The organism is Limnoraphis robusta CS-951, from assembly GCF_000972705.2.
In genome coordinates this window covers 1-21,095 of the sequence record NZ_LATL02000200.1, presented here as the reverse complement: position 1 = coordinate 21,095, position 21,095 = coordinate 1, and the positions used below count along the sequence as shown (strand labels likewise).

Annotated in this window: 18 protein-coding genes; 4 read left to right on the top strand and 14 right to left on the bottom strand. The window is 41.7% G+C overall.

The annotated features are described in order from the left end of the window. Positions 1-37 precede the first annotated feature (37 nt). The 3 genes from WN50_RS36340 (at position 38) to WN50_RS36330 (ending at position 1,221) form a co-directional block, all read left to right on the top strand. Complete coding sequence (locus tag WN50_RS36340) at positions 38-436, top strand: helix-turn-helix domain-containing protein (RefSeq protein ID WP_235440999.1); 399 nt, start codon at positions 38-40, stop codon at positions 434-436. Next, positions 423-881 (top strand): RNA-guided endonuclease InsQ/TnpB family protein, encoded by a 459-nt coding sequence (locus WN50_RS36335; protein WP_342586763.1) that lies wholly within the window; start codon positions 423-425, stop codon positions 879-881. Before WN50_RS36340 ends, WN50_RS36335 begins: the two co-directional genes overlap by 14 nt. 64 nt (positions 882-945) lie before the next feature. Then, a complete protein-coding gene (locus WN50_RS36330) occupies positions 946-1,221 on the top strand; it encodes a zinc ribbon domain-containing protein (protein ID WP_235440998.1) in 276 nt (91 codons plus the stop codon). A 207-nt stretch (positions 1,222-1,428) separates the two neighbouring features. Here the strand turns inward: WN50_RS36330 and WN50_RS17185 are convergent, their stop codons facing one another. The 14 genes from WN50_RS17185 to WN50_RS34125 all read right to left on the bottom strand — a co-directional run bounded on the left by WN50_RS17185 (position 1,429) and on the right by WN50_RS34125 (position 19,436). Then, positions 1,429-2,568, bottom strand: a complete 1,140-nt coding sequence (locus WN50_RS17185; protein WP_082172477.1) for a glycosyltransferase family 4 protein — start codon at positions 2,566-2,568, stop codon at positions 1,429-1,431. Between the two features lie 77 nt (positions 2,569-2,645). After that, a complete protein-coding gene (locus WN50_RS17180) occupies positions 2,646-3,476 on the bottom strand; it encodes a sulfotransferase domain-containing protein (RefSeq protein WP_046282280.1) in 831 nt (276 codons plus the stop codon). Between the two features lie 58 nt (positions 3,477-3,534). Next, the gene (locus WN50_RS17175) at positions 3,535-4,350 is read right to left on the bottom strand and encodes a sulfotransferase domain-containing protein (protein ID WP_046282279.1); all 816 of its coding nucleotides are present in this window, start codon (positions 4,348-4,350) and stop codon (positions 3,535-3,537) included. Between the two features lie 62 nt (positions 4,351-4,412). Continuing rightward, positions 4,413-5,312, bottom strand: a complete 900-nt coding sequence (locus WN50_RS17170) for a sulfotransferase family protein (RefSeq protein ID WP_046282278.1) — start codon at positions 5,310-5,312, stop codon at positions 4,413-4,415. Further along, complete coding sequence (locus WN50_RS17165; protein WP_046282277.1) at positions 5,309-6,271, bottom strand: glycosyltransferase family 2 protein; 963 nt, start codon at positions 6,269-6,271, stop codon at positions 5,309-5,311. The genes WN50_RS17170 and WN50_RS17165 overlap by 4 nt, the downstream gene beginning before the upstream one ends. 157 nt (positions 6,272-6,428) lie before the next feature. Then, the gene (locus WN50_RS17160; protein ID WP_046282276.1) at positions 6,429-7,385 is read right to left on the bottom strand and encodes a sulfotransferase family protein; all 957 of its coding nucleotides are present in this window, start codon (positions 7,383-7,385) and stop codon (positions 6,429-6,431) included. A 141-nt stretch (positions 7,386-7,526) separates the two neighbouring features. Then, a complete protein-coding gene (locus WN50_RS17155; RefSeq protein WP_046282275.1) occupies positions 7,527-9,296 on the bottom strand; it encodes a hypothetical protein in 1,770 nt (589 codons plus the stop codon). A 58-nt stretch (positions 9,297-9,354) separates the two neighbouring features. Beyond that, positions 9,355-10,764 carry a hypothetical protein gene (locus WN50_RS17150; RefSeq protein WP_046282274.1) on the bottom strand — a complete coding sequence of 470 codons (1,410 nt, stop codon included), beginning with the start codon at positions 10,762-10,764 and terminating at the stop codon, positions 9,355-9,357. Between the two features lie 121 nt (positions 10,765-10,885). Next, positions 10,886-12,226: an oligosaccharide flippase family protein gene (locus WN50_RS17145; protein ID WP_046282273.1), complete on the bottom strand. Its 1,341-nt coding sequence runs from the start codon at positions 12,224-12,226 to the stop codon at positions 10,886-10,888. Positions 12,227-13,267: 1,041 nt separating this feature from the next. After that, entirely contained in the window at positions 13,268-13,498 is a 231-nt protein-coding gene (locus tag WN50_RS17140; RefSeq protein WP_049559966.1) for a DUF7219 family protein, read from the bottom strand. Positions 13,499-13,757: 259 nt separating this feature from the next. Further along, positions 13,758-15,476, bottom strand: coding sequence for a bifunctional metallophosphatase/5'-nucleotidase (locus tag WN50_RS17135; RefSeq protein WP_049559964.1), 1,719 nt, complete (start codon positions 15,474-15,476; stop codon positions 13,758-13,760). 69 nt (positions 15,477-15,545) lie between these two features. Next, on the bottom strand, positions 15,546-18,374 hold the full coding sequence (locus WN50_RS17130) for a two-partner secretion domain-containing protein (protein WP_046280459.1): 2,829 nt from the start codon (positions 18,372-18,374) through the stop codon (positions 15,546-15,548). A gap of 47 nt (positions 18,375-18,421) precedes the next feature. Next, positions 18,422-19,216, bottom strand: a complete 795-nt coding sequence (locus tag WN50_RS17125) for a Uma2 family endonuclease (protein WP_046280460.1) — start codon at positions 19,214-19,216, stop codon at positions 18,422-18,424. Then, the gene (locus WN50_RS34125; protein ID WP_152964845.1) at positions 19,194-19,436 is read right to left on the bottom strand and encodes a hypothetical protein; all 243 of its coding nucleotides are present in this window, start codon (positions 19,434-19,436) and stop codon (positions 19,194-19,196) included. Before WN50_RS34125 ends, WN50_RS17125 begins: the two co-directional genes overlap by 23 nt. A gap of 127 nt (positions 19,437-19,563) precedes the next feature. Here WN50_RS34125 and WN50_RS17120 point away from each other — a divergent pair. Then, positions 19,564-21,095 (top strand): GUN4 domain-containing protein (locus WN50_RS17120; RefSeq protein WP_049559961.1); only part of this gene is annotated, 1,532 nt, incomplete at its 3' end.

Genomic DNA, 21,095 nt, shown 5'->3' with positions numbered 1-21,095 from the left:
CAACACGGTACTATCTGTAAGATAACAGAATACATCTATGCAACGAGCCTTCAAGACCCAACTCAAACTTAATAACCGTCAAAAAACCTTAATGGCTAAACACGCGGGATATTCTAGATGGGTCTGGAATTGGGCATTAGCGATGTGGAATGAAGCTTACAAACAGGGTTTAAAACCTTCTGCGAATAAGCTAAAAAAGTTCTACACCAATCACGTCAAACCTCAATATTCCTGGCAGTCAACCCTAAGTTCTAGAGTTTATCAATTTGCTTTCATGCACTTGGGAGAAGCTTTTAGTCGCTTTTTTCAAGGCACTGCCCAACATCCTAAGTTCAAGAAAAAAGGCAGAAATGATAGCTTTACTTTAGATAATTGCGGTAAGGTAATGAAGTTTTCACCGAAGGAGGTTAAAACTTCCTTTCATTGGATGGGTTAACACCTACGAACCCCTTCCCGAAATTCAGACTAAACGAGTCACAATTAGTCGAGTCGCTGATTCTTGGTATCTGTCTGTAGCCTACGAATTTGAGCCAGAACAGACTGTAAAATCAAGAGTTTATCTGGGTGTTGATGTTGGAGTTAAGGCATTGGCGACCTGTTCAGATGGTACTGTTTTTGCCAATCCAGCAGCCCACAAAAAAGCTCAAAAAAATCTGGCAAAACTTCAGCGTGAGCTTTCTAGAAAACAGAAGGGTTCTAACAACAGGAATAAAGCCAAGCTGAAATTAGTAAAAGCTTATCAAAGAATTGTCAACATTCGGAAAGATACAATTCACAAACTAACCTCATGGCTATGCAAAAACCACGCAGTCATCGGGTTAGAGGATTTGAATGTTTCTGGGATGTTAAAAAATCATAAGGCGCGCGGGTGCTATTGCTGATTCTGCTCTCTATGAAATTCGCCGCCAAGTCGAGTATAAGTCCGAGTGGTACGGTTCAAGAGTAGTGTTTGCTGATAGATTCTATCCGTCAACTAAGACCTGTTCAAATTGCGGTCACGTTCAAGAAATAGCTCTGAAAGAACGAGTTTTCAACTGTCAGGCTTGCGGTGAAGTCAAAGATCGTGACTATAATGCGAGTCTGAATTTATTACATTATGCCGAGGGCTTCTTGGTGAAATGCCTGTCTGACCGGGGGAAGCTGACAGTCCGGGGTGATGCAGCGCAAAGTCCGATCTCGGCGGAAACCGCTCGAGAAGGAACTTTGCAAGACAGGAAGTAAACATTAACACGGTTTGTACCGCGTTATATCAGTTTTATAAAGCAGTTTAAAGCCACTTAATCCCAAAGTTGACAACAGAGAATGAGATAGGGAGCAATTGCTCCCTATGGTTATTTTTATAAAGTTGTCAAGGAGTTTCTATTTTTTTCGAGGTTCAGAAGCCTTAACGCTTTACTTCTTCGGGTTTCAGAGGGGTTGTCACCGAGTTTACTGAAGCATATTAATCATAATTTTGTATGTAGATTCAGCCCATTTATTCCAGTTTAGGCGATCATCATATTCTTCTCGAGAAGATCGCACAAGCTGTTCATATGTCTGTTTATTTGAAAAGTGAGTAGCGATTAATTTAGCATATTCGTCACCTCCTGCTGATAAAGGTAGCATATAACCGTTTTTACCTTCTTTAAGAATTGTTGGAATTCCACCTGCATCTGTTGTTATTACGGGAATACCATAAGCATTGGCTTCACAAATTACAATCGGTGAACAATCTGCACGAGTTGGAAAAACGAGAAAGTGAGAATTCAGCAATAATTGACTGAACTGTTCTTGTTCTTCGGGAATATTTTTATTTAAAAAAGGAATGACTTTAAGTTTTTCATGTTGAAATTCTGAGGGCGGAACACAGCCGATCATCAGAAGTTCTGCATCTACTCCCAGATCCAGTAGAGAAAGGAGAGTTTGATAAGCAATGTTTCCTCCCTTTCTTTCCCAGTCTTTACCGATAAATAATAGATGACATTTTGAGACTTGACATTTTTTCAGAATTTCACTCGCCTCGGGAATTGTGTCTACATTGGCTCCGAAAGGTACAATTTCAATTTTGTTCGGATCGACTTCATAATCATTGATCGCAGAATGAGCAGCCCATTCTGAAGAGTAAATAACTTTAGTGGCTTTTTTAAAAGCGACGACTTCTTGTTGAGAAGCTTGTAAGAATTCTTCTTCACTCGAGTAGATTTTATACGTTTGTTTAATCAGTTTAGGGGTAGCATCTGATAGATAGATGATCGGTAAATCTGTCTCTAAAAAGCCTAATTCTTTGGAAGAAACAGGAGCAAAAATTAAATCACAGGGCGTTTTGCTGAGAGTTTTTTGAACAGACTGATAAAATTGCTCATAGAGTAAATTCGGATCGGGATCTTTTTTGTTCAACAAAGAACTCGCTTTCTTAACCAGTTTTAAAGGCTTTTTCCACATCGAAGGTTTACTGGGATTCCCTAAGTTAATCAGATTTATATTCTGATGACTCAAGGCTCTGTGCATATGATAAAGTGTTCCCGAAAATGTATTTTTATCTAAATAGTTTTTCGCAGAATAGTAACCAATGTTAACTTGACGCATCATAAATTTCCTCTCCGATAAAATTCAGATTTGAGTAACTTTGATCTTGAACAATATACCAACCAAATGATTGGTGATGATTACCAATCAAAACGAACATTTAAAAGCTCATACAGTTTTTTGTTTTCGGGAATAAAATAAGTTTTTAGTTTTTCTAGTACATCCTCATCACCTATATTTTTAACATAGTTAGCCGTTGCATATTTTTGATTTTGGAACTGTTTAATTTGCTCTGAAGAAAAGGGTTCAATCTCTAAAAAATCACAAACTTTATCTAAAACCACAGTTAAATGATCACGAAATTGTTCAAAGTTGACAACCCAAATATTCTGGGGATCACAATATTGATAATAGTTTTTTAGATGATTGGCATACTTCCCTTTATCAATATAGTCATAAGGATATTTAGGCGGAGTCGAATCTGATTTTAACAGCTCTAACTCCTGTGCGATCGCCTCAGCAAAGGTTCTATCATCAGCAATTCCTCTTAAATACGGATCAGGATTGTTAGAATAGTTCTGAAACATTTGCCATGCTGAATAAGCTCGATCTGCTGGATTTCTGAGGATGGCAATCATCTTAATATTTCCTAAATCCTGTTGAATTCGTTGAGGAATATATTGATGATAGAGATAGCTTGGTGCGGCTTCAAAGGTTAATTTATTTCCCTTGCGAAGTTTAGAAGGAAAATGTTTGAGATACCAACCAATACCTTTGTTATAGTTTTCATGGACATCGAAATAGTAGGTTTCTCTCCATGTCCATGTAATCAAAGCTTGAGGATGTTGAGCCAGGTAACGATACAGTGAAGTTACTCCCGATCTTTGAGCCCCGATAATCAGAAAATCAGGTTTTGACTTCCAGATCGGGTAAGTAGAATAGATCACCTCCTTAACAAGTTGTTTGACCATGATAATATCTTCTCAACTGTATAACAAGCTTTGAAATTAAGCCTTATGCCACTGGATTTTATGACCAGGTGTAGCGCTGTCCTAACAAAGTATAAAGTTCCTCATTGTACGGAACAAAATACTCTTTCAACTGCTGAATTACCTGAAGATCAGACTCACTTTTCTCGACTTTATACTTGCCAGCGTTGTATTTTGTCTGCTTGAATTCTTGCAGTTTTTCAGGCGAGAAACGTTCTATACTCAGAAAGTCGCAGGTACTATTCAGTAAAGTTTCTACGTCTTCTTTAAACTGATTGAAGTTTAAGACCAGCAAGTTCTCTTTGTCAAACTGCTTGTAGTAGTTCTTGAGTTGGTAAGCATACTTTCCTCGATTAATATAATCGAAGGGATATTTCGCTGAGAGACTATTTAACTCGTCGTCTATTGCTTGTTTAAACGTTCTTTCATCGGCAATGTTGCGGAGATGATCGTGAGGATTATCCGCAAAGCTATGATACATTTGCCATGCAGAATAGGCTCGATCTACAGGATTTCTGAGGATGGCAATCATTTTCATATTGCCTAAGTCCTTCTTAATTAATCCGGGAATGTAATCAAAATAGAGGTAGCTTGGTGAAGCATCAAAGGTTAGTCTGTCTCCCTTTTCTCGTTTCGAGGGAAAATTACCCAGATACCAACCTAACCCTTTATTGTAATTTTCATGTAAGTCAAAATAGCGAATCTCTTTCCAAGATTCATTTCCAACCACTTTAGGATGCTGGATCAAATAGTTATACAGTGAGGTCGTTCCGGCTTTTTGCGCTCCAATGACCAAAAAATCTGGGCGAGATTTAAGCATTGGATAAGCTACATTTTTGATCAAATCTTTAATCATTTTATTTTCCTCGTTTTTGAATGATGACGGAGCCGTTTGAAACCTGAAAAATATCTCGGTAGTTAAACGGATTTTGACAGGGATTTATTGGGGACTGATTCCCAATTTCTTTCGGTTTCTCGGACAACTGTTTTAAAGTTTTTGCAATTCAATTCTAATCCTAACCAAGATCCGAGGATTGCTAAGTCTTGATCAAAGATAGCCTCCAGTTTCTCGATTTGTTCGGGTGCTAACTTGGGTTTTTGCTTCATCGTCCAGAACTCTTTCGCCCAATCCCGAACGCCTTTAGGAACAAACCACCGTCGCAGTTCTCGTAAGCCGGGTGTTTCTGTTAAAAAGTCACGCAAAGCACTTTCACGTAATCGTTGCGTTGAAACATTCTTTGCATCGAGTTCAAAATCCCATTGCGGTTGACCAGAATAACCGATAAACTCACAGACTCGAACGAGTTCTTCTTGAGGATATTTCAACATCCTTTCAAAGAAAATGGGAAGGACGCGATCTGAGCCAAAGGTGTCAAAGTATGGCTCTAGTTGCATTGTATAGCGGCTATAATCAATCAGTTCTTGATGTTGATCAACGGCTGAGTTAATATCCACCGAAATCACTCGCATTGTCCATTCATGGATGTAGTGCGAAATCAACCGATCAATCGGATGACGCATCACATAAATAAACTTGGCATTCGGACAATGCTGGTATAGACGTTTAATGGTTTGAGGATAGGTCGGTAACTTGGTATAGTGGGTACTGGACTCGCCGCAAAGGTCATTTTCCGAGGCATTTTTAAACAGAGAAAGATACCATTCGATTCCCTTGGCATATACTTCATCATTACTGAAAAAATAGGGTTCTTTTGGCTCACTCATAAAGATACCCGGTTGCAAAGCCAGTTGCTTATGCAAGGTGCTAGTCGCACATTTCATCGCACCAATAATGATCAAGTCTGGATATTTACTCATTGTTGTTTTTCTGGTAGGAGTGGGGGTTTCATTGGATTTTGCCAATTCATCCAAATATCTTGAGCTTGGTACTCGCAGGTATGAGGGAGTTTCTGTTTCACTAATTCGCGAACCAGGGAAATACTCCGACCGACTAACCAGCAAAAGTTAGCCAGACCCAAACCCAGAACTCCGTAGAACTTAGCAAAATATCGCGATCGTGACGCATACAAGTAAGGTCTCGGTCGTTTGCGAGCGGCTAGATCGGTTTTGACAGAACCACTTCCGCCTCGCAGATGAACAACTCTAGCTTCGGGCCAGTGAAGAATTTTCCAGCCTGCATTTCTGGCTCGACGACAATAGTCTACGTCATCGTAATACATGAAATATCCTTCATCCATTAAACCCACTTGCTCTATGACTTCCTGTCGAATTAATACACAAGCAAAACTTGTCCACTGAGGTTCAAAGGGAACGTTAGAGACAGGAATCGGGACATCATATTTTTGCAAAAATTTGGTGACGGGTGCAGTTCCAGCCGATGCAATGAGTTCACTCCAAGGAGAATGATAACGAAAACAACTGATTTGAGGTTTGGCATCAGGCCATTCCAGACGAGGACTAATTAACCCTGCTTCTGGATCAGCTTGCATTGCCTTTAACAGTGAATCAATTGCACCCTTCCTGACAATTGTATCACTATTTAGAAGCAGATAAGCATCAGCTTTTACGGACTTCATTCCCAAGTTGTTTCCTGCTGAAAAACCTCCATTGTTCGGAGAGGGCAACACTGCCGCCCAGTCACTCCAGTTGTTTTCGGCGATCGCAGCTTCAATGATTTCTACGGACTGATCACCAGAAGCATTATCAACGACAATTACGGTGTCTCGATCAATTTTAACTTCCGATTCTAGAGAAGCTAAACAATCAATGACCAGCTTCGGTGTACGGTAATTGAGAATAATAATTGCCAGGTGCATTAGCTTTATGAATTACAACATTTACGGTTCTTCAGCGTTTCATAAAAGGGTCTGAACTTTTAGGTCGGGCTAGGGTTCTCTAGACTCATTCCTCACCATTTCAGTCAAATGTATAAGGAAAATCACAGAACCGTTGGGCTCTCGAGAATGGTATTCCCTACTTGAGTCGGCTTTGATAAACCTCATTGACTTGGAGTTGAACTTTCTTTTGCCACTGCTTGTCGCCAAACTTTCGGGCGACGAAGTATTCGATAACCAGAGGCCATCCCAAGCGTTCCACTCGGCCTTGTAGTCTTCCCCACCAATTTTGTATTTTCAGTCTTTTCTCCTGGATTGGACTGACTTCAATGGTCGGAAATCCACTCGGTTCATAGCCCCGTTCGACTAATAAATTGCCGATTTTTTTCTCAACTAACTGCACATCCCGTTCAGACATTTTGCGTTTCCATTGGGCAATGTATTTCGGGTCGGGAAACTCGTATTTACTATTCTTAGTATAATCGAACATTTCCTGATCATAAGGAACCCCGAGAAATTCACAAACCCTTGTCAAAGTTAAAATAGGCTCTGCAATTAATTCTTCATAGGTTAATTCACATCGTCTACTTTCAGGAACCATTTGTTTGATGTGATTCCATAACTGTTCAGCTTCACGCCAACGTTCTACGCCAAACCAAACATTACCAGCCCAACCCATACCCAGACAGGAACGAGCGACATCTCTCGGATCTCGAATAATGTGAATGAAACGAGCATCAGGCCACATCTTCAACACTCGATCAAAGTGACGGTGAACTGTAGCACCTACTATTTTTTTAGCCTCTATATCCTGCTTCTGAACGAGAAAACTATTAATCAGTTCAGGATAACTCAGGCTACGGTCAATTTCAAAACCTGTGGCTCGAAAGATTCGATGAGTCTCTAACCACTCATAATACCGATTTAAATCTGGGAATTGCCCCTGATCAGAGATTAAATCTGTGGCATATTCAAACTCACTACACCAAGCTATTTTGGGATGATGCCCTAACATCAATCTTAAAACAGTTGTACCTGAGCGTTCAGCGCCCACAAGAAAGGTCGGTTCAGAAATCCAATGAGAATTGTCCTGCATTAATCTATTGCCTCTGGAATGGGAAGTTTTAAGGAGACCAACCACTCAAAAAATAGTGTAATTAAACACGATTTATTCAATCCTAAACACCCTAAGTTCAGTTTATCATTGTTTCTTTAATTTTATTAAATTTTCCCCAACTTAGCATCCCTCCCACCAACAAGAGTTTTGAGCCATAAAGTCCATTAAAGCATTATATTTTGGGGACTCGGATTGGTCTACATATTCTAATGCCCCCCAACTTCCCCATTTCGTAGGTTTTGCCACGTCAACAAAGTGCATAAACATTGTTCCCCCGACTTCTTTCCAGTCTTTGAACAACTGGGTGTAGAGTTCATACATCTGGGGATGGCGATTGAGTTCGATAAAAAAGTTCGTCAACTGTTCATTATTGACTGCATCTTTGCGGCCAACAATATGCTGTCCACCTTCATAAGCCATTAACTTCAGCCCTTTTTCTTGAGCCACCTGAGCATGATAGGAAAACAGTTCTTTGACTTGAGGTAAACTATCCTCTCTTCCAGCCTCCAATAAATTTCCGGTTTTCAACTGTTGAATTGCTTTTTGAAAGCCTCCGTCATTATCTTTCAGCCAAGACTCAACTTTGTTAACATTATCAGGATGACCCAAAGAAGCGCCAAAGTATCCCGCGATCGCATAAGCTCCGATCCCATGTTGATAACAAGCTTTATTCCCTTCAGCAACCCAATAAGGACATTCTAAAATCCCCTTTTCTGATCCTTTCCAGCCGACTTGAGTCGCGATCACACAAGTCACCCGATCTTTTTGATCCGCAAAAACATCTTTCCAAATATCACACATCTGAGCGGTTCGCATTCCATACCATTGTCGAAAAGCATCTTTCTTGTCTTTTCCCCAACGCTTTTGACCTTCTTCTAAAGCATAATGGGTTTGTTTAAATTGCCAGTTCCAAACCTCATTAGAAAACTCGACATAAACATTGAGATTGGGGTCGAGACTCTGCTTAACAGATTGAGCAAAGTTCCTCATATATTCGTCGGTCGCCCGATGAGGCATATTAAACCAAGGATCAGCTTTAATTTTATTCGATAAACTGACCATAGTTTCCAGAGCAACACCTTTCATATTGTAAGAAGCAATCTCAGGTGTGGGTCGATCTTGCCAGTCTTGTTGTTGGGAATGATTCGTTCCCATCCAATCCATAAAACGCAAGGATCGAAATTTATTAATTTTTTCTATAAAGGCTGAATTAAAAAGTTCTCCACTGCGATATAAACTTTCATCTTCAGCATAAATCACTCTAATATTTCGGATATACTTCCCCGTTTTGTTGGGATCGGTTGCGGTAATTGTGATTAAAACTCCACCCGATTGAGAGGAGTCTACATCGATGACATCTCGACCGGGTGCTGAAGCTTGTTGATCTTTTTTCGCTGACAAACTATATTCTATTGTTCCCTCTCCTTCATAGAAAACAATATATTGACCCTTAGCAAAATGTTTGGGTATTCCTCGCAATAATAATGAACTGACACGAGTATATTTAGGAGAGTCTTCTGGAGCGGGTAAGGACTTGACCCAGCCGTTTTCATCCAAGTCTAAAATATCTTCTTCTTTAGTATCCCATTCTCCTTGACAACCGGGATCAGTTTTAGTACACTGAGTAATCCAGGCTTGAGAAGATTTAAAGTAATCTAAAAACGGCAGTTGTGATGACCATGCTGCAATTCCACTTAAATTGATTCCGAGAGAAGAACGATCATTTGAGGGATTTGAGTTTGAGTTTTGACTCAAAGTCATTTGAGGAACAGGGGAAAATAACCAGGCGTTTGCCTGATCATAAAGTTTGGGCAGTAAAGTCGAAAACAAAACAATTCCAACACTAAAAAATATTAAAGAATTTTTGAGTTTGAACGGTGAGGTTTTCATACTAAAAATAAGAAAGCTTTTTGATGTTGATATCTTTTTGACTCAATGACTTGAACCATTATCTTAAGTTTAAACTCCCAGAGCGAACCGCAGGAAGTTTTGGGGTGCGTTTCACGGATTTTAAGGGTCGGGTTGGTTCGGGTTCTTTCAAACACAACCCGGCTATACCTCCACTGGCTAAAGTAAAAACCGGATTAAACTGATTATTTAAGCAGCAATCGAGTGCATATAAAACAGTAATAACGACAATCACAGCAGCAGGACCCACCTTCGGCGTTAACCAAGTGCTAGCCGGGTAACGGAATACAAAAGCCAAAGCGGGTAGAAATATAGAGCCAAAAACACCACTCAAACCGACGACTCCATTAACGCCATAGGCAATAATCCATAAACTATCTGTTACTGAAATATCTTCTAGATCTCCGAGTCGGCCATATTCAAAGACACGATTTCTTCCCCAGCCACCCCATCCAAAAACTATTCGTTCTAGACCTTTTTCCACCAGTAATTCTTCATTGTCAAATCTAAATTCTAGAGACTGAGCGCGTTCTTCACCTGCAATATCTGTCGCTACAGAAATAATTTGATCCGCTTTCTCTCCAGTAAAGTTGCCCGTTGCTCCTAGATAAAGGTAAAATGATAAAGCCGATATTAATATCATTAAAGGAAGTGAAATTCTCAAAAACTTCGCAGTCAGTAGAATAATAATGCCATAGAAGGTATAGAGATAGGCTCCGGTCGAGCGGACCAAAAGATGAGTCACAAACAGTCCAGCGACGACCAAGTTCATGGGAACATTCCAAAAGCTTTTGAGGATTTTTGATTGCCACAGCCAAATCGCGACGAGCAAAGCAGCCATCATCCACACCCCAACACTTAAACCGTGTATCATGAAAACATTGGGTCGGTAGCCTCCCAGACGAACGGATTGACCAAATTCGTGAATCCCATGATAACCGTAAACCAAACGGTGCAACTGAGGACTGATCACGCTCTCAATCAGACATAGAGGGGCATAAATCAACCCACTCACAAAAATTCCCATCGCCAGTTGGCGAAGACCTAATAGGTCATTAAGATAGATGCGGCCGAGAAAATAGGGGATTCCATACTGCATGACTCGATCCAAAAGTTGGGATATCCCATCGTAGGGTCCTAAACCATTGGTCATTGATGAAATGAAGGCAACTACGCACCAAACCAACATGGGGATATCGAGCCAGCCAAATTTGAAGGAATTCAAGCGTTTTGAATCGAAAATAAAAGTAGCAAGTAAGATACTGTAGCAAGTTGCAGATGTCCTGTTATAGTCAGGAATACCGGGGAAGATAAATGCAACTCTTTGAGGTAAAAATAACCAGGAAATGATAAAGCTAAAGACGACGGCTTTGCGAGCTGGCAGAAACTTAAACAAAGCCAGGACTATCGGCAACCAGATCAGGAGTACAAGTTGAGCTTGAGGAGTCATTCGCTACTGAATATAATTGGACTTTAGATGACTTTATTTTAGTTTGGGCTGATATTTTAGTTTTGGCTTCAAGAACGATCCAACTCCAATAAAATCGACCAGACAAAAATGATCATGGGGGTCACAACACGCCATCAATAGGCAACCCAAAACCCAAAGAATACCGACCTAAACAAACGACAAACAGCAACCCTAACATCAGTAGAGTCGCTAGCAGATCTTGTCGAAAACAACTCAATTTCTCTTGCCATAACCCATAATTCACAGCACAATAGCTGGGTAAGTCATTAAAGGCAATGACTGTGATTGCACCCACCATCCCAAATAGCTTATATCCAGCCGGAAGGACTGTGATCATGTACAAAAATTTGAGAGAATGACCGAAGGCTACAGATTTAGGATTTCCAATCGCATAGAGTGCGCGATCGATGGTTGCAGACAATAGTAAAGGCCACAGTCCAACGGCTAGAATCGGCAGCATCCAGCCCGCTTCTTGATATCGTTCATCGTAGAGAATTTCAATGATAATATCTCCGAAACTTGCAAGAACTGTAACCATAACGGCTAACCCCATTAACAGAAGCTTACGCTTTTGTAAAATTTTAGCTCGTAAACTCGGTCGATCTAAATCAGCATATTTGGAAATAACCGGAAACATGATCTGCTGGCTAATACGGTGAACGATTTGTCTCGGCAAATCGGCAAAAGTAAAAGCAACCGTATAAACCCCCAATAACTGAAGTGTAAATAGCCTTCCTAAAATTAATCGGTCAGCTTGGGAAGCTAAAAAGGTCATCATCGTTGAGACAAAAACCCATCTCCCGAAAGATAGAATTTCTTTGAGTGTCTCTTTCTCCCAAGCAAACCAATTTGAACTTTCTGGCTCTAAACGATGACTCCAGACTGTTTTGATGATACTAGAAACAATATTTCCTCCGACCAAAGCCCAAACTGTGGGGGTTATAGAAGCCCAAATAATTGTCACCGCTAGGGAAATAATTTGAGTTCCGAACTCCACGATTGTGATTTTACCAATCTCGAGTTTGCGGCTGAGAGTGGCTAAGGAGGTCGAAGCAAATCCATTAATGAGGATGGTTAAAGCGGCAACAGGAAGCAACCAAAGCAACCGGGAATCGTTGTAGAACTGAGATACCGGCCAAGCAAGAATCAAACATCCGATCCAAATCCAACAGGATCTGAGGATTTGTAGTGTCCAGGCGGTGTTGAGAAAAACGGGATCGTTCCAACGAGGACTGCGGATAATACTAGGACGAATCCCAATGTCTGAAAACAAGGCTACACCCATGATGAATGTATGCACCAGTGCCATCAGACCAAACAATTCTGGAACCAGTATGCGAGTGAGAATCAGGTTACTAACTAAACGGAGTCCCTGAGCGCCACCATAGCCCACCAATGTCCAGATTGTGCCTTTAACAGCCTGCTTTTTTACTGAGGACATAACAAGTTGGTTAGAGAGGGCATCAAATCTACAGAGCTTATATCAATTCTGAACTCAATATTGCTTGTTGTCACGACGTTAAACACAATTGTCATCTCTAAAGCCTGAAAACGATGACTGAAATTGACATCTAGATTGCGTTGATGGTTTGATTTGCATGGGGTCTACTTTCTTCAACCAGTTAGTGTACTTGGGACGAGTGATCGCTTCCTCAGTGTCGCAATCCTCGTTGAAAACACGGAGGTTTTGAGGTTTGCCTTCCCCAGTCTAGTCTACCCTTTCTCCGGGAAACTACTGTAATGGCCTATCTTTACAAAATTTTTACATTAAAATAAACACCCTTTACAAAATCAACCGCATTTTCTGGGTGCATCCGGTGATCATTGTTAATGTGGAATCTTTTCCTAAGCTGTGACAATGCCTACCCTGAAACTTAACCTGGCGTTCGGTTTTCGGATTGAACTGGAATACCTATCAGCCTACTCTGTGAGTGGGTTCTCCGTCAACTGTTTCTTTACCAAAAATTGCCGCACACGCCCCTACCTTTTAGGTATGGGGATATAAGGCCAGGAAAAATGCTATAATAACTCTACTGGCAGGGTATTCAACCAGTCTAAAAACCCAGCATCTAATGGATGCAATGAACCTTGAAAACTTAAGGTATGGGGTTCTTGCAAGAAATGCTTTGGCAAGATAAAACCTTAAAGCACCAAGTACAGAGAATAAAGCATTTTTTCTCAAGTACGGTAGGGCATACCGAAACTATCTCTGAAATGGGATGAACGACTGGGGAGACTCACCCCTCTGGAGTAGGTTAGGAAACCAGCTTGCTGTAAGGGTTGTCAATGAATCAGTAATCCAAAGCCGTGAGGCTTGGAGAATCCCCTTTCTTTAGAAATGGGGAGTATGTCAATTTGGCTTTCTCTAAGCCATCCCTCAACGCCAAGGATACGCTCCGCTCAACAACACCCTTAAACACTCAACAAGAGCGGTTGTCCGCTCTCGAGTGGCTTAATCTGACTGCTTGATGGGTTGAAAATCTCAGCGACTTTTATTAATTCCCAATTCTTGGCGAGCCACTTCAACCTCTTTCCAAGAAGATTTGATGCGATCGTAAGATTCTTGAGAAGATAATTTACCGCCTGTATGTAAGCCCGCAATAATATTAATCCTTTGAGCGAATTGTTGCAGTTTAGCATCAAAGGCGATATTTTCTATTGTGGCTTTCCCTCTGTATTTGTAACCCGGATACAAAAAATCATTCAGTTCCATCGAAACTCCTCCTGAAGCTGATCTTCTATTCAAGCTAAACTTTTAAAAAGCCTAAAGATTAAGCTTTTTAAAGTGGGGGAGACGAGAGTCCAATAGCTGGCTCTTCTTCCCCTAACTTCTATTGTATAGACATTTTATTATTTTGGCAATATGTAAACTTTTAAATCTGGATTCGTCTGATGTATAACCTCTGTAAAAATGATTGATTTAGTTCGGTAACTAACAAACCAAGATAGTTGTTTAGACTTTCTTGATTCATCTATCTCAAGTAGTAATTGTATATATCCGGCTCTATCTTAAGATTATCATCTTCATAGTCTTGAGGATGAATCGTCTTTTTCTTGCTTAAGTATTCAGCAATTAACTCTCGAACCTCTTGTTTAGATTTATCCAGAACTTTCCCTTCTGTAAACATTGAAAATTCTCCACCACCTAGCGCCCGGTAGCTATTAATAGCCACACGCAGAACTTTTTCGGGTTGAATCTCTTTTCCCTGAAGCAGAAGTCTCGTGACTCGTTGACCGACAGGTTTAGTAATATCAATAGTATAGTCTATTCCCTGATAAATATCCCAGTGGTAATCTTGCATATTTTCAGAAATAATGGCTTGAGGAGCATCGGGTAAATCGCCGTTAATCTGCTTAAAATAAGCGGCATTTTTTTCTAAGGCTCGGCGTAAAATATTTCCATTAATTTCTAGAATAAATAAACGATTATCATAAACATAAATACTGTAAGCATCCCGTCGGGTGATTTCTCCAGATGGAATTTTACCCTGATTGGTAAAAATAGAAGTCAAAGACATATCAACCGGATACCCCATAGAACGAGCCGCTTCCATCTGCACCGTATTAATAAGATGAGCTAAAGCACTCCCCTTAAAACGAGCAGCCATCCCCCCAACAAACTCAGAAGCTGATTTTCCAATGGGTTGATTGAGATAACTTACAACTTTCTGATGTTCAGGCTGTAAAAGCCGAACAAAACGAGGTAAAGGCTGAATCTTTTCAACGGATAAATTTGTAGCATCGTGATCAATGATCTGCCATTTTTTACCCTGACGCGACAGTTTAATCGTATATTTACTGAGAGCCTTTCCCCAATAAGAAGGTTCAGCAATTAATACATTATTGATAACGGCTTTCGGCACATTCAAATGAGAATGACCTGCTAGAATAATATCAATTCCTTCTACTTTTTGAGCTAATTCTATGGTGACATTTTCATTAACCGTTGCGCCTGTATTTTTCCAAGTGTCAACCGAGGTTAACCAAGACGCAGGATTTAAACGATAATCTTTAGGGGTTTTCGTCCAACCTGTATGTTGAGCAACAATCACAATATCTGCGCCTTGTTGTCGCATTTGCGGGACATACTCCTGCGCCGTTTTAATCGGATCAATAAACGAAAATCCGCCAAAATTTTCGGGAGGGAGCCAGTTTTTAACCGAAGGAGTTGTCAACCCCAAAATTCCGATTTTCACCCCTCCAACTTCTTTGATAAGATAAGGTTTAAAAACAGAAATCCCATCAATCCGACGAAGATTCGCACAGACAACAGGCGCTTCTAATTGCTCAATCCAACGGGATAACGTCTCCATTCCGAAATCAAAATCGTGATTTCCTAGACTAACCGCATCAAAACCGAGAGTGTTAAATGCTGTTGCGATGGGATGAGGAGATTGAGTCTCAATTTTATTATAATAATAAGCCAGGGGTGATCCTTGAATCGTATCCCCATCATCAATTAAAACTAAATTGGGATTTTTGGCTCGTTCCTGTTCAATCAAAGTGGCAACTTTAGCTAATCCCAACTCCGCAGGTTTATTTGTATAATAATCCCAAGGCATGAGATAGCCGTGAAGATCACTCGTTTGGAGAATCGTGATGATTTTTGCCTCAGCAGTAATATTCAAGATTGAACCCAACACAATCACAATCAAGCAAAACAACAGAAAAAACAGTAAGGACTGACGCATCACTGCAATATGAGGTTAACATCTAGATTAATCAAACTGCTTTATCATAGACAACAATTGCTGCAAATTCTATCCCTCTTCCGGGTTTGATACAGGGGATTTCAAGAAACCCTGACATCGAACAGGTTGCAACCCCGAACGATGGGGTGTAACATCAGGAGGAACCGCCACCAGTTCAACACTGCCATTAGGACGAACAATCCAACCTTGTGCTTCAATAAGAGGAGTAGGCTGAGGAGTTGGATTTTCGGGGGGTTGTTGGCGATTTTCCCTAGAGGATTTGGGGTTCAAATCGGGACGAATGACTGCATCAATCCAATTGACAATTACTCCATCACTACTGAGAGAATCACTGGGACTCGGAGGTAAACCGCCTCGCCCTGTAATAATAAACTCACTTTCGGCAAAACTGGCACAACCTGCGACAACCAACGTGCTAGGATCAATAATCGTTGTCGGTAACTCTGCTAAGGCTGAATTCCCATCAGTTTCCGGGCGATTAATCTCAACGATGCCGCTAAATTCTGCCCCTAACTCACTGGTTGCGGTAATATCACTTTTCGGCGTTGGGATTTGACGAAACTCAGTCCCAAATACTCCTTGAGCATTAATCCTCACCCCGCCTCCTCGTCCTTGTTGAGCATTCGCCGTAATATCGCTATTATCGATAGCCACCAACGTCTGAGTCTCAATCGTAATGTTTCCGCCGTCAGCCGTTCCGGAATTGGTTGTAATTCGACTTTCTCCCCGCAATTCTAACGTCTGAGTTTGCAAGGTAACGTTTCCCTGGCTTCCTGAAACCGTCGCCCCACTAATCGCCCCTTGATTCTCTAAAATAATCGCCTGAGCGGTAATATTTAAGTTTCCCGCCGAACCTTGACGAGTTCCCCGCACACCGACTTCCGCCCCATCCCGTATGGTTAAACGATGGGTGTTGATGTTTAAATTCCCCGCAGTTCCTTCTCCACTGGTATTTGATTCAATCGCACTGGGAATAATCCCATCGCCAACGACTCCAAAGGAAACCGCTTCTACACTGGGGTCAGCATTGGTGGTTATCCCAATCACATCAATAGACTCAGAAGCGTTTATCGTTAAATTTCCGGCGGCTCCTTCGCCTCCTGTGGCCGCAGAAATTTGACTACCGTCTCGCACCACTAACCGACGGGTATTAACGGTTAAATCGCCAGCAGATGCCGTTCCTTGGGAGCCTTGTACGGTTAACAGCGACGAAGAGGTTAATAAACCTGTGATAAACCGACCATCGGCAGAAATGCCAGTTAATTCAATATCTGTCGCATTGACGCTCAGATTTCCCCCTTCTCCGGCGCCGGATGCTGAACTCGAAACTTGGGCGCCGTCTGCGACGATTAATTTCTGAGCATTAATCGTTAAATCTCCTGCATCACCTAACCCCAGTGTTGCGGTAAAAATTCCGGCGGGTACTTGAGCGCCTGCGGGTGTGCCACTGAGTTCGATAAAATCTGCGTTAATCGTGGCGTTTCCGCCTTGACCTTTTTCTGTGGAACTATTGGGCGTGGTACTGAGTGAAGTTCCTGTAATCACTCGCAGTTGGTTGGCGTTTATCTCTAAATGACCTGCGTTCCCTGCGTTAGTGGTTCCTGTAACGAGTAGAGAACCGTTACTGAGTTCGGCTGACTGAACGTTGAGGGTAATATTTCCGCCATCACCTGTCCCTAAAGCGGTGGTCAAAATTCCGGCACCATTTCGGACAATTAACTGATTCGCATTAATCGTAATATTTCCGGCATCACCTGCGCCACCACTGAGGCTATACAACCCATCTGGGGGTTTTAAGGGGTCAAATTGTACAGAGTCGGCTTGTTCCGGGTCGCCCAAGGCTAACAGTTGAGAAACCAGTTGAAAGGGAACGGTTCCGGTTATTGTTACTTTGTCTGCATTAATGGTAATTCCGCCTGCTGCACCTGTGCCTAAAAATGTGGAAGCGGACAAGAAGGCTTTATTTTGAAGATTCACTTCGGAGGCTTGAATATTAATTCCGTTCCCGTCAAAATTTCCCAAGGTATTGGCGGCGAGTCCTGAACCTCCAGTAATCGTAATATTTCCAGTTTGTAGGTTGATTGCGCCGCCACTTAAACCGCTTGTTGTGACTTGGCTATTATTAGATAGTAAAATGCGTCCTAAATTGGCGGCTGTGGGCGAGGTACCGCTTCCTAATTGCCAAACGCCATTACGAACTGTTCCCAGTTCAATTTGACCTCCAAAAGCGGTTAGATTTCCGCCATCTAAGTGTAAATTTCCAGCAACTAAAGTAATGTTTTGTCCGGGTTGAACTTGTAAACCTGTGGGGGCGGGATTGAAATCTAAACCTATTCCAATCGCTTGGGAACGGTTTGTAATCAGACCGGGATTGCTTCCCAATTGTAAACCAAGCGGAACATTTACGCTCAGTAAAGGGGGGTTTTGGGAATCAACTGCACTAAATACAGTCCCATCATTAAAGATTAAATTATTGGCGGTACTGCTAATAAATGAACCGCCGATATTCAGTTGTGCGTTCGGGCCGAAGATTATCCCGTTAGGATTGAGTAAAAATAAATTAGCGGTTCCGTTAGCTTGAATTAAACCGTCTATTAAAGAGAAGTTGCCGCCTGTGACTCGACTGATAATATTTTGAATATTAACGGCATTGTTGAAAAAAATGGCAGTTCCAGTTTGGATAGAAAAGTCTTGGAAACTATGAAATAAATTTCCGCCGGCTTGAGTTCCGCCCTCAACTCTAAAAATATTAGCTTCTGGGGTAACAATAGTATTATTGGGTAAGGTTTGGTCTGGGATAATTTGCGCCGTTGCTACGGATGAAAATATGCCCAAAATGGGCAGAATTGTTAGAGTTTTTAGCAATAAGTTTCCCATCGGTTAAATTATCCCCCAAACCTTTACTCATTTAAGATTCTCTGCGGCTATAATTCATCGGGATTAATTCCCATTTCTCGCAATTTTTCAGCTAGTCGGTCTGCCCGTTGTCGTTCGGTTTCAGCGCGTTGTCGTTCGGTTTCAGCGCGTTGTCGTTCAACTGAGGCTCGTTCTTCTCCGGTTAATAACAAATTCCCTTCACTATCCCACCAGCGCAACCAGGGCAATTCCATGTTAGCATAACGTCCTTGCCATATTCCTAATTCTACACCCATTTGAGGGATAGGATAATGATTGCGTTCGTTGGGTTCTAACTGTTCATAATGGTTTTCTACTAAATGATACATTTCTATCGAGGCTTTTTTAACTTCGTAAATGCCATAAAAAGGAACTCGGATGGCTTGTTCATAGACCCAAAATTTACCCGCTTTTCCATCCCCATTCACTAAAGAAGCGGGTGGGGTTTTATCCCGTTCTTCTGAACCGTTTCCCGAAACGAATTCTAATACAATTAAAGGGGCGACATATTCTTGCCACAATACATAAGAACGTCGCACTTCTCCATTAACTAACGGCTTGACATTGGGAACATAAAACCAGTCGGGTGCTTCGGCTCCCCGTTCTGGCGGTTCTGTTAGTCGCCAATAAATGCCACAGTCTTGACCAATAGCGTATCGTCCGTCAGGATGAAGTTGATCGAGAGTAGATCGGATAGAATCAGTTAATAGAATACTCTGGGGATGTTCTTGGAAATTTTTCACAAATGTACCATCAGACTCCGGCAATTGGGTATGGTCTGGAAGTGAAGTAATACCGAGTTCATTCGGATGAATAATTGTCATTGGTACAATTTCTCCGATTGTTGCTGTTTAATGCACTATAGCATTTTTGCGATCGCCTGACATTTGTCTTTGTGATTTCCTCATAAAACTTCAAGTATTCTATTGTCTTTTGAATTGACTCATTCATATTTTTCAGCGTCGCCACAGCCGAGAGTAAAATTTGGTTGAGATCGCAATAATTTATCCAGTTTTTTAATTTCATAAATTCAACCATCAACATCAGGTTTAATCCTTATGTAGCAACCCGCATTCCGTATTGACAGTTAACAGTTCTACGCCAGTCGTAATTTGGTAAATAAGACCTGCTAAACTAATTTGTATATAAAATCGGTGTTGAGTCTGGAACAATGGCAAAGCCGAAATCGATTCCGAAATGGCAACAAACTCTCGTCCAGTGGTCTCCCCTCGTTGGCACCAGTGGATTAACCTTTTTTCTCGCTAGCAGTCAAAAATTTGGGGCGGCGATCGCCTCTGCGTTCTTAACCGGGGCGACATTGCTGTGGGGATCTTACAGTAAAAGTTTCATGGCGGAGGCGGAACAGGAAGCGGAAAAACTGGGCTACGAGGAGGCGCAACTGAAACAAGCGGTACAGGTGTTGGAAGTCGAACCCCTAAGTTCAGAACAAATTGAACAGTTTGTGAACAACTGGTATCAAGAGGTAGAACGGACTCGGCGAATGGGTGAGGATGACTTAGCCACAAAAGAAGCCGCTTCTCGCAATGCTCAGGATTTACTCAAGCAAATTAATCAACACCAGGCGTTACAGGTTTTGGCATCGAACCCCCTGCTGTTAACGCTAATTGCCAGGGTACACCAACAAAACCAAAGCATTCCCCTGAAACGGGTGGAACTTTATCAGAGCATTTGTGAGGTGATGTTAGGTAAACGCCAGGAAGCAAAGGGAATACGAAGCCCGCTTACCATTCGGGAGAAGTTCTCGGTTTTGCAGCCCTTGGCGTTGGAGTTGATGGGGCGACAAACCCGCCAGTTCCAACTAGAGGAAGTTGAAACGTTGTTTGGGGAACATTTAGCGAAATTACCCAATCCACCCGAACCGTTGGAGTTTTTGAAGCGGTTGCAGGCGGTGGATGCGCTAATTGCCAATGAAGGAGAGGGGGATTATGTATTTGCCCACCTGCGTTTTCAGCAATATTTGGCTGCGGTAGAAGTCAAAGAAACGAAGCAGGAACACATTTTTCTAGAGGCGTTGCATGACCCGAAAAAGCTCTACTGGTGGGCGGAAACCATGCGGCTATATGCGGCGCAGAATGATGCGAGTGAGTTGGTGAATGCCATTTTGCAAGAACCAAATTTAAAAAAATTATTGTTGGCGTGGGATTTTTGTCAGGAAGGGTTTGTTGGATCTGAGGCAAAGAAAGCACTCTTAACTGTTAGCAATCAACCCCTAGAAATCCTTGATGAGACAGATCGCGACTATGCCATCAGTAAACAGCCTTTCTATTTCAAGCTGGCATACTATCTACAAACCGGGCAATGGCAAGAAGCTGACAGAGAAACTTTTAATGTTATGCAAGGGTTTATGGGTGGATTCTCAACTGAGGGACTCAAAAATTTCCCCTGTGCTGACTTGCGAGTGATTGATCGGCTTTGGGTCAAATACAGCAACGGAAAATTCGGTTTTAGCGTGCAGAAACAAATTTGGATCGATGTGGGTGGTAAGCTAGATTATGGAGAAGATCTGGATGCTGCACGTAGAGCGTTCATTAAGTTGAGTGACCAAGTGGAATGGCGAAAAGACGGTGAATTCATAAGAGGATATAAAGACCTGGTATGGGATAGCACATTAGCTCCCCAAGCCCACCTCCCGAGTTTTGGTATAGGGGTGGGTAAATGGGGTGGTATGGTTAGGGGTTATTT

Coding starts and splice junctions, on each gene's coding strand:
- WN50_RS17135 (WP_049559964.1), bottom strand. CDS start 15,476: ATGCGTCAGTCCTTACTGTTTTTTCTGTTGTTTTGCTTGATTGTGATT.
- WN50_RS17125 (WP_046280460.1), bottom strand. CDS start 19,216: ATGACAATTATTCATCCGAATGAACTCGGTATTACTTCACTTCCAGAC.
- WN50_RS17155 (WP_046282275.1), bottom strand. CDS start 9,296: ATGAAAACCTCACCGTTCAAACTCAAAAATTCTTTAATATTTTTTAGT.
- WN50_RS36340 (WP_235440999.1), top strand. CDS start 38: ATGCAACGAGCCTTCAAGACCCAACTCAAACTTAATAACCGTCAAAAA.
- WN50_RS17185 (WP_082172477.1), bottom strand. CDS start 2,568: ATGATGCGTCAAGTTAACATTGGTTACTATTCTGCGAAAAACTATTTA.
- WN50_RS17180 (WP_046282280.1), bottom strand. CDS start 3,476: ATGGTCAAACAACTTGTTAAGGAGGTGATCTATTCTACTTACCCGATC.
- WN50_RS17150 (WP_046282274.1), bottom strand. CDS start 10,764: ATGACTCCTCAAGCTCAACTTGTACTCCTGATCTGGTTGCCGATAGTC.
- WN50_RS17160 (WP_046282276.1), bottom strand. CDS start 7,385: ATGCAGGACAATTCTCATTGGATTTCTGAACCGACCTTTCTTGTGGGC.
- WN50_RS34125 (WP_152964845.1), bottom strand. CDS start 19,436: ATGTTGATGGTTGAATTTATGAAATTAAAAAACTGGATAAATTATTGC.
- WN50_RS17130 (WP_046280459.1), bottom strand. CDS start 18,374: ATGGGAAACTTATTGCTAAAAACTCTAACAATTCTGCCCATTTTGGGC.
- WN50_RS17165 (WP_046282277.1), bottom strand. CDS start 6,271: ATGCACCTGGCAATTATTATTCTCAATTACCGTACACCGAAGCTGGTC.
- WN50_RS17145 (WP_046282273.1), bottom strand. CDS start 12,226: ATGTCCTCAGTAAAAAAGCAGGCTGTTAAAGGCACAATCTGGACATTG.
- WN50_RS17140 (WP_049559966.1), bottom strand. CDS start 13,498: ATGGAACTGAATGATTTTTTGTATCCGGGTTACAAATACAGAGGGAAA.
- WN50_RS17170 (WP_046282278.1), bottom strand. CDS start 5,312: ATGAGTAAATATCCAGACTTGATCATTATTGGTGCGATGAAATGTGCG.
- WN50_RS17175 (WP_046282279.1), bottom strand. CDS start 4,350: ATGATTAAAGATTTGATCAAAAATGTAGCTTATCCAATGCTTAAATCT.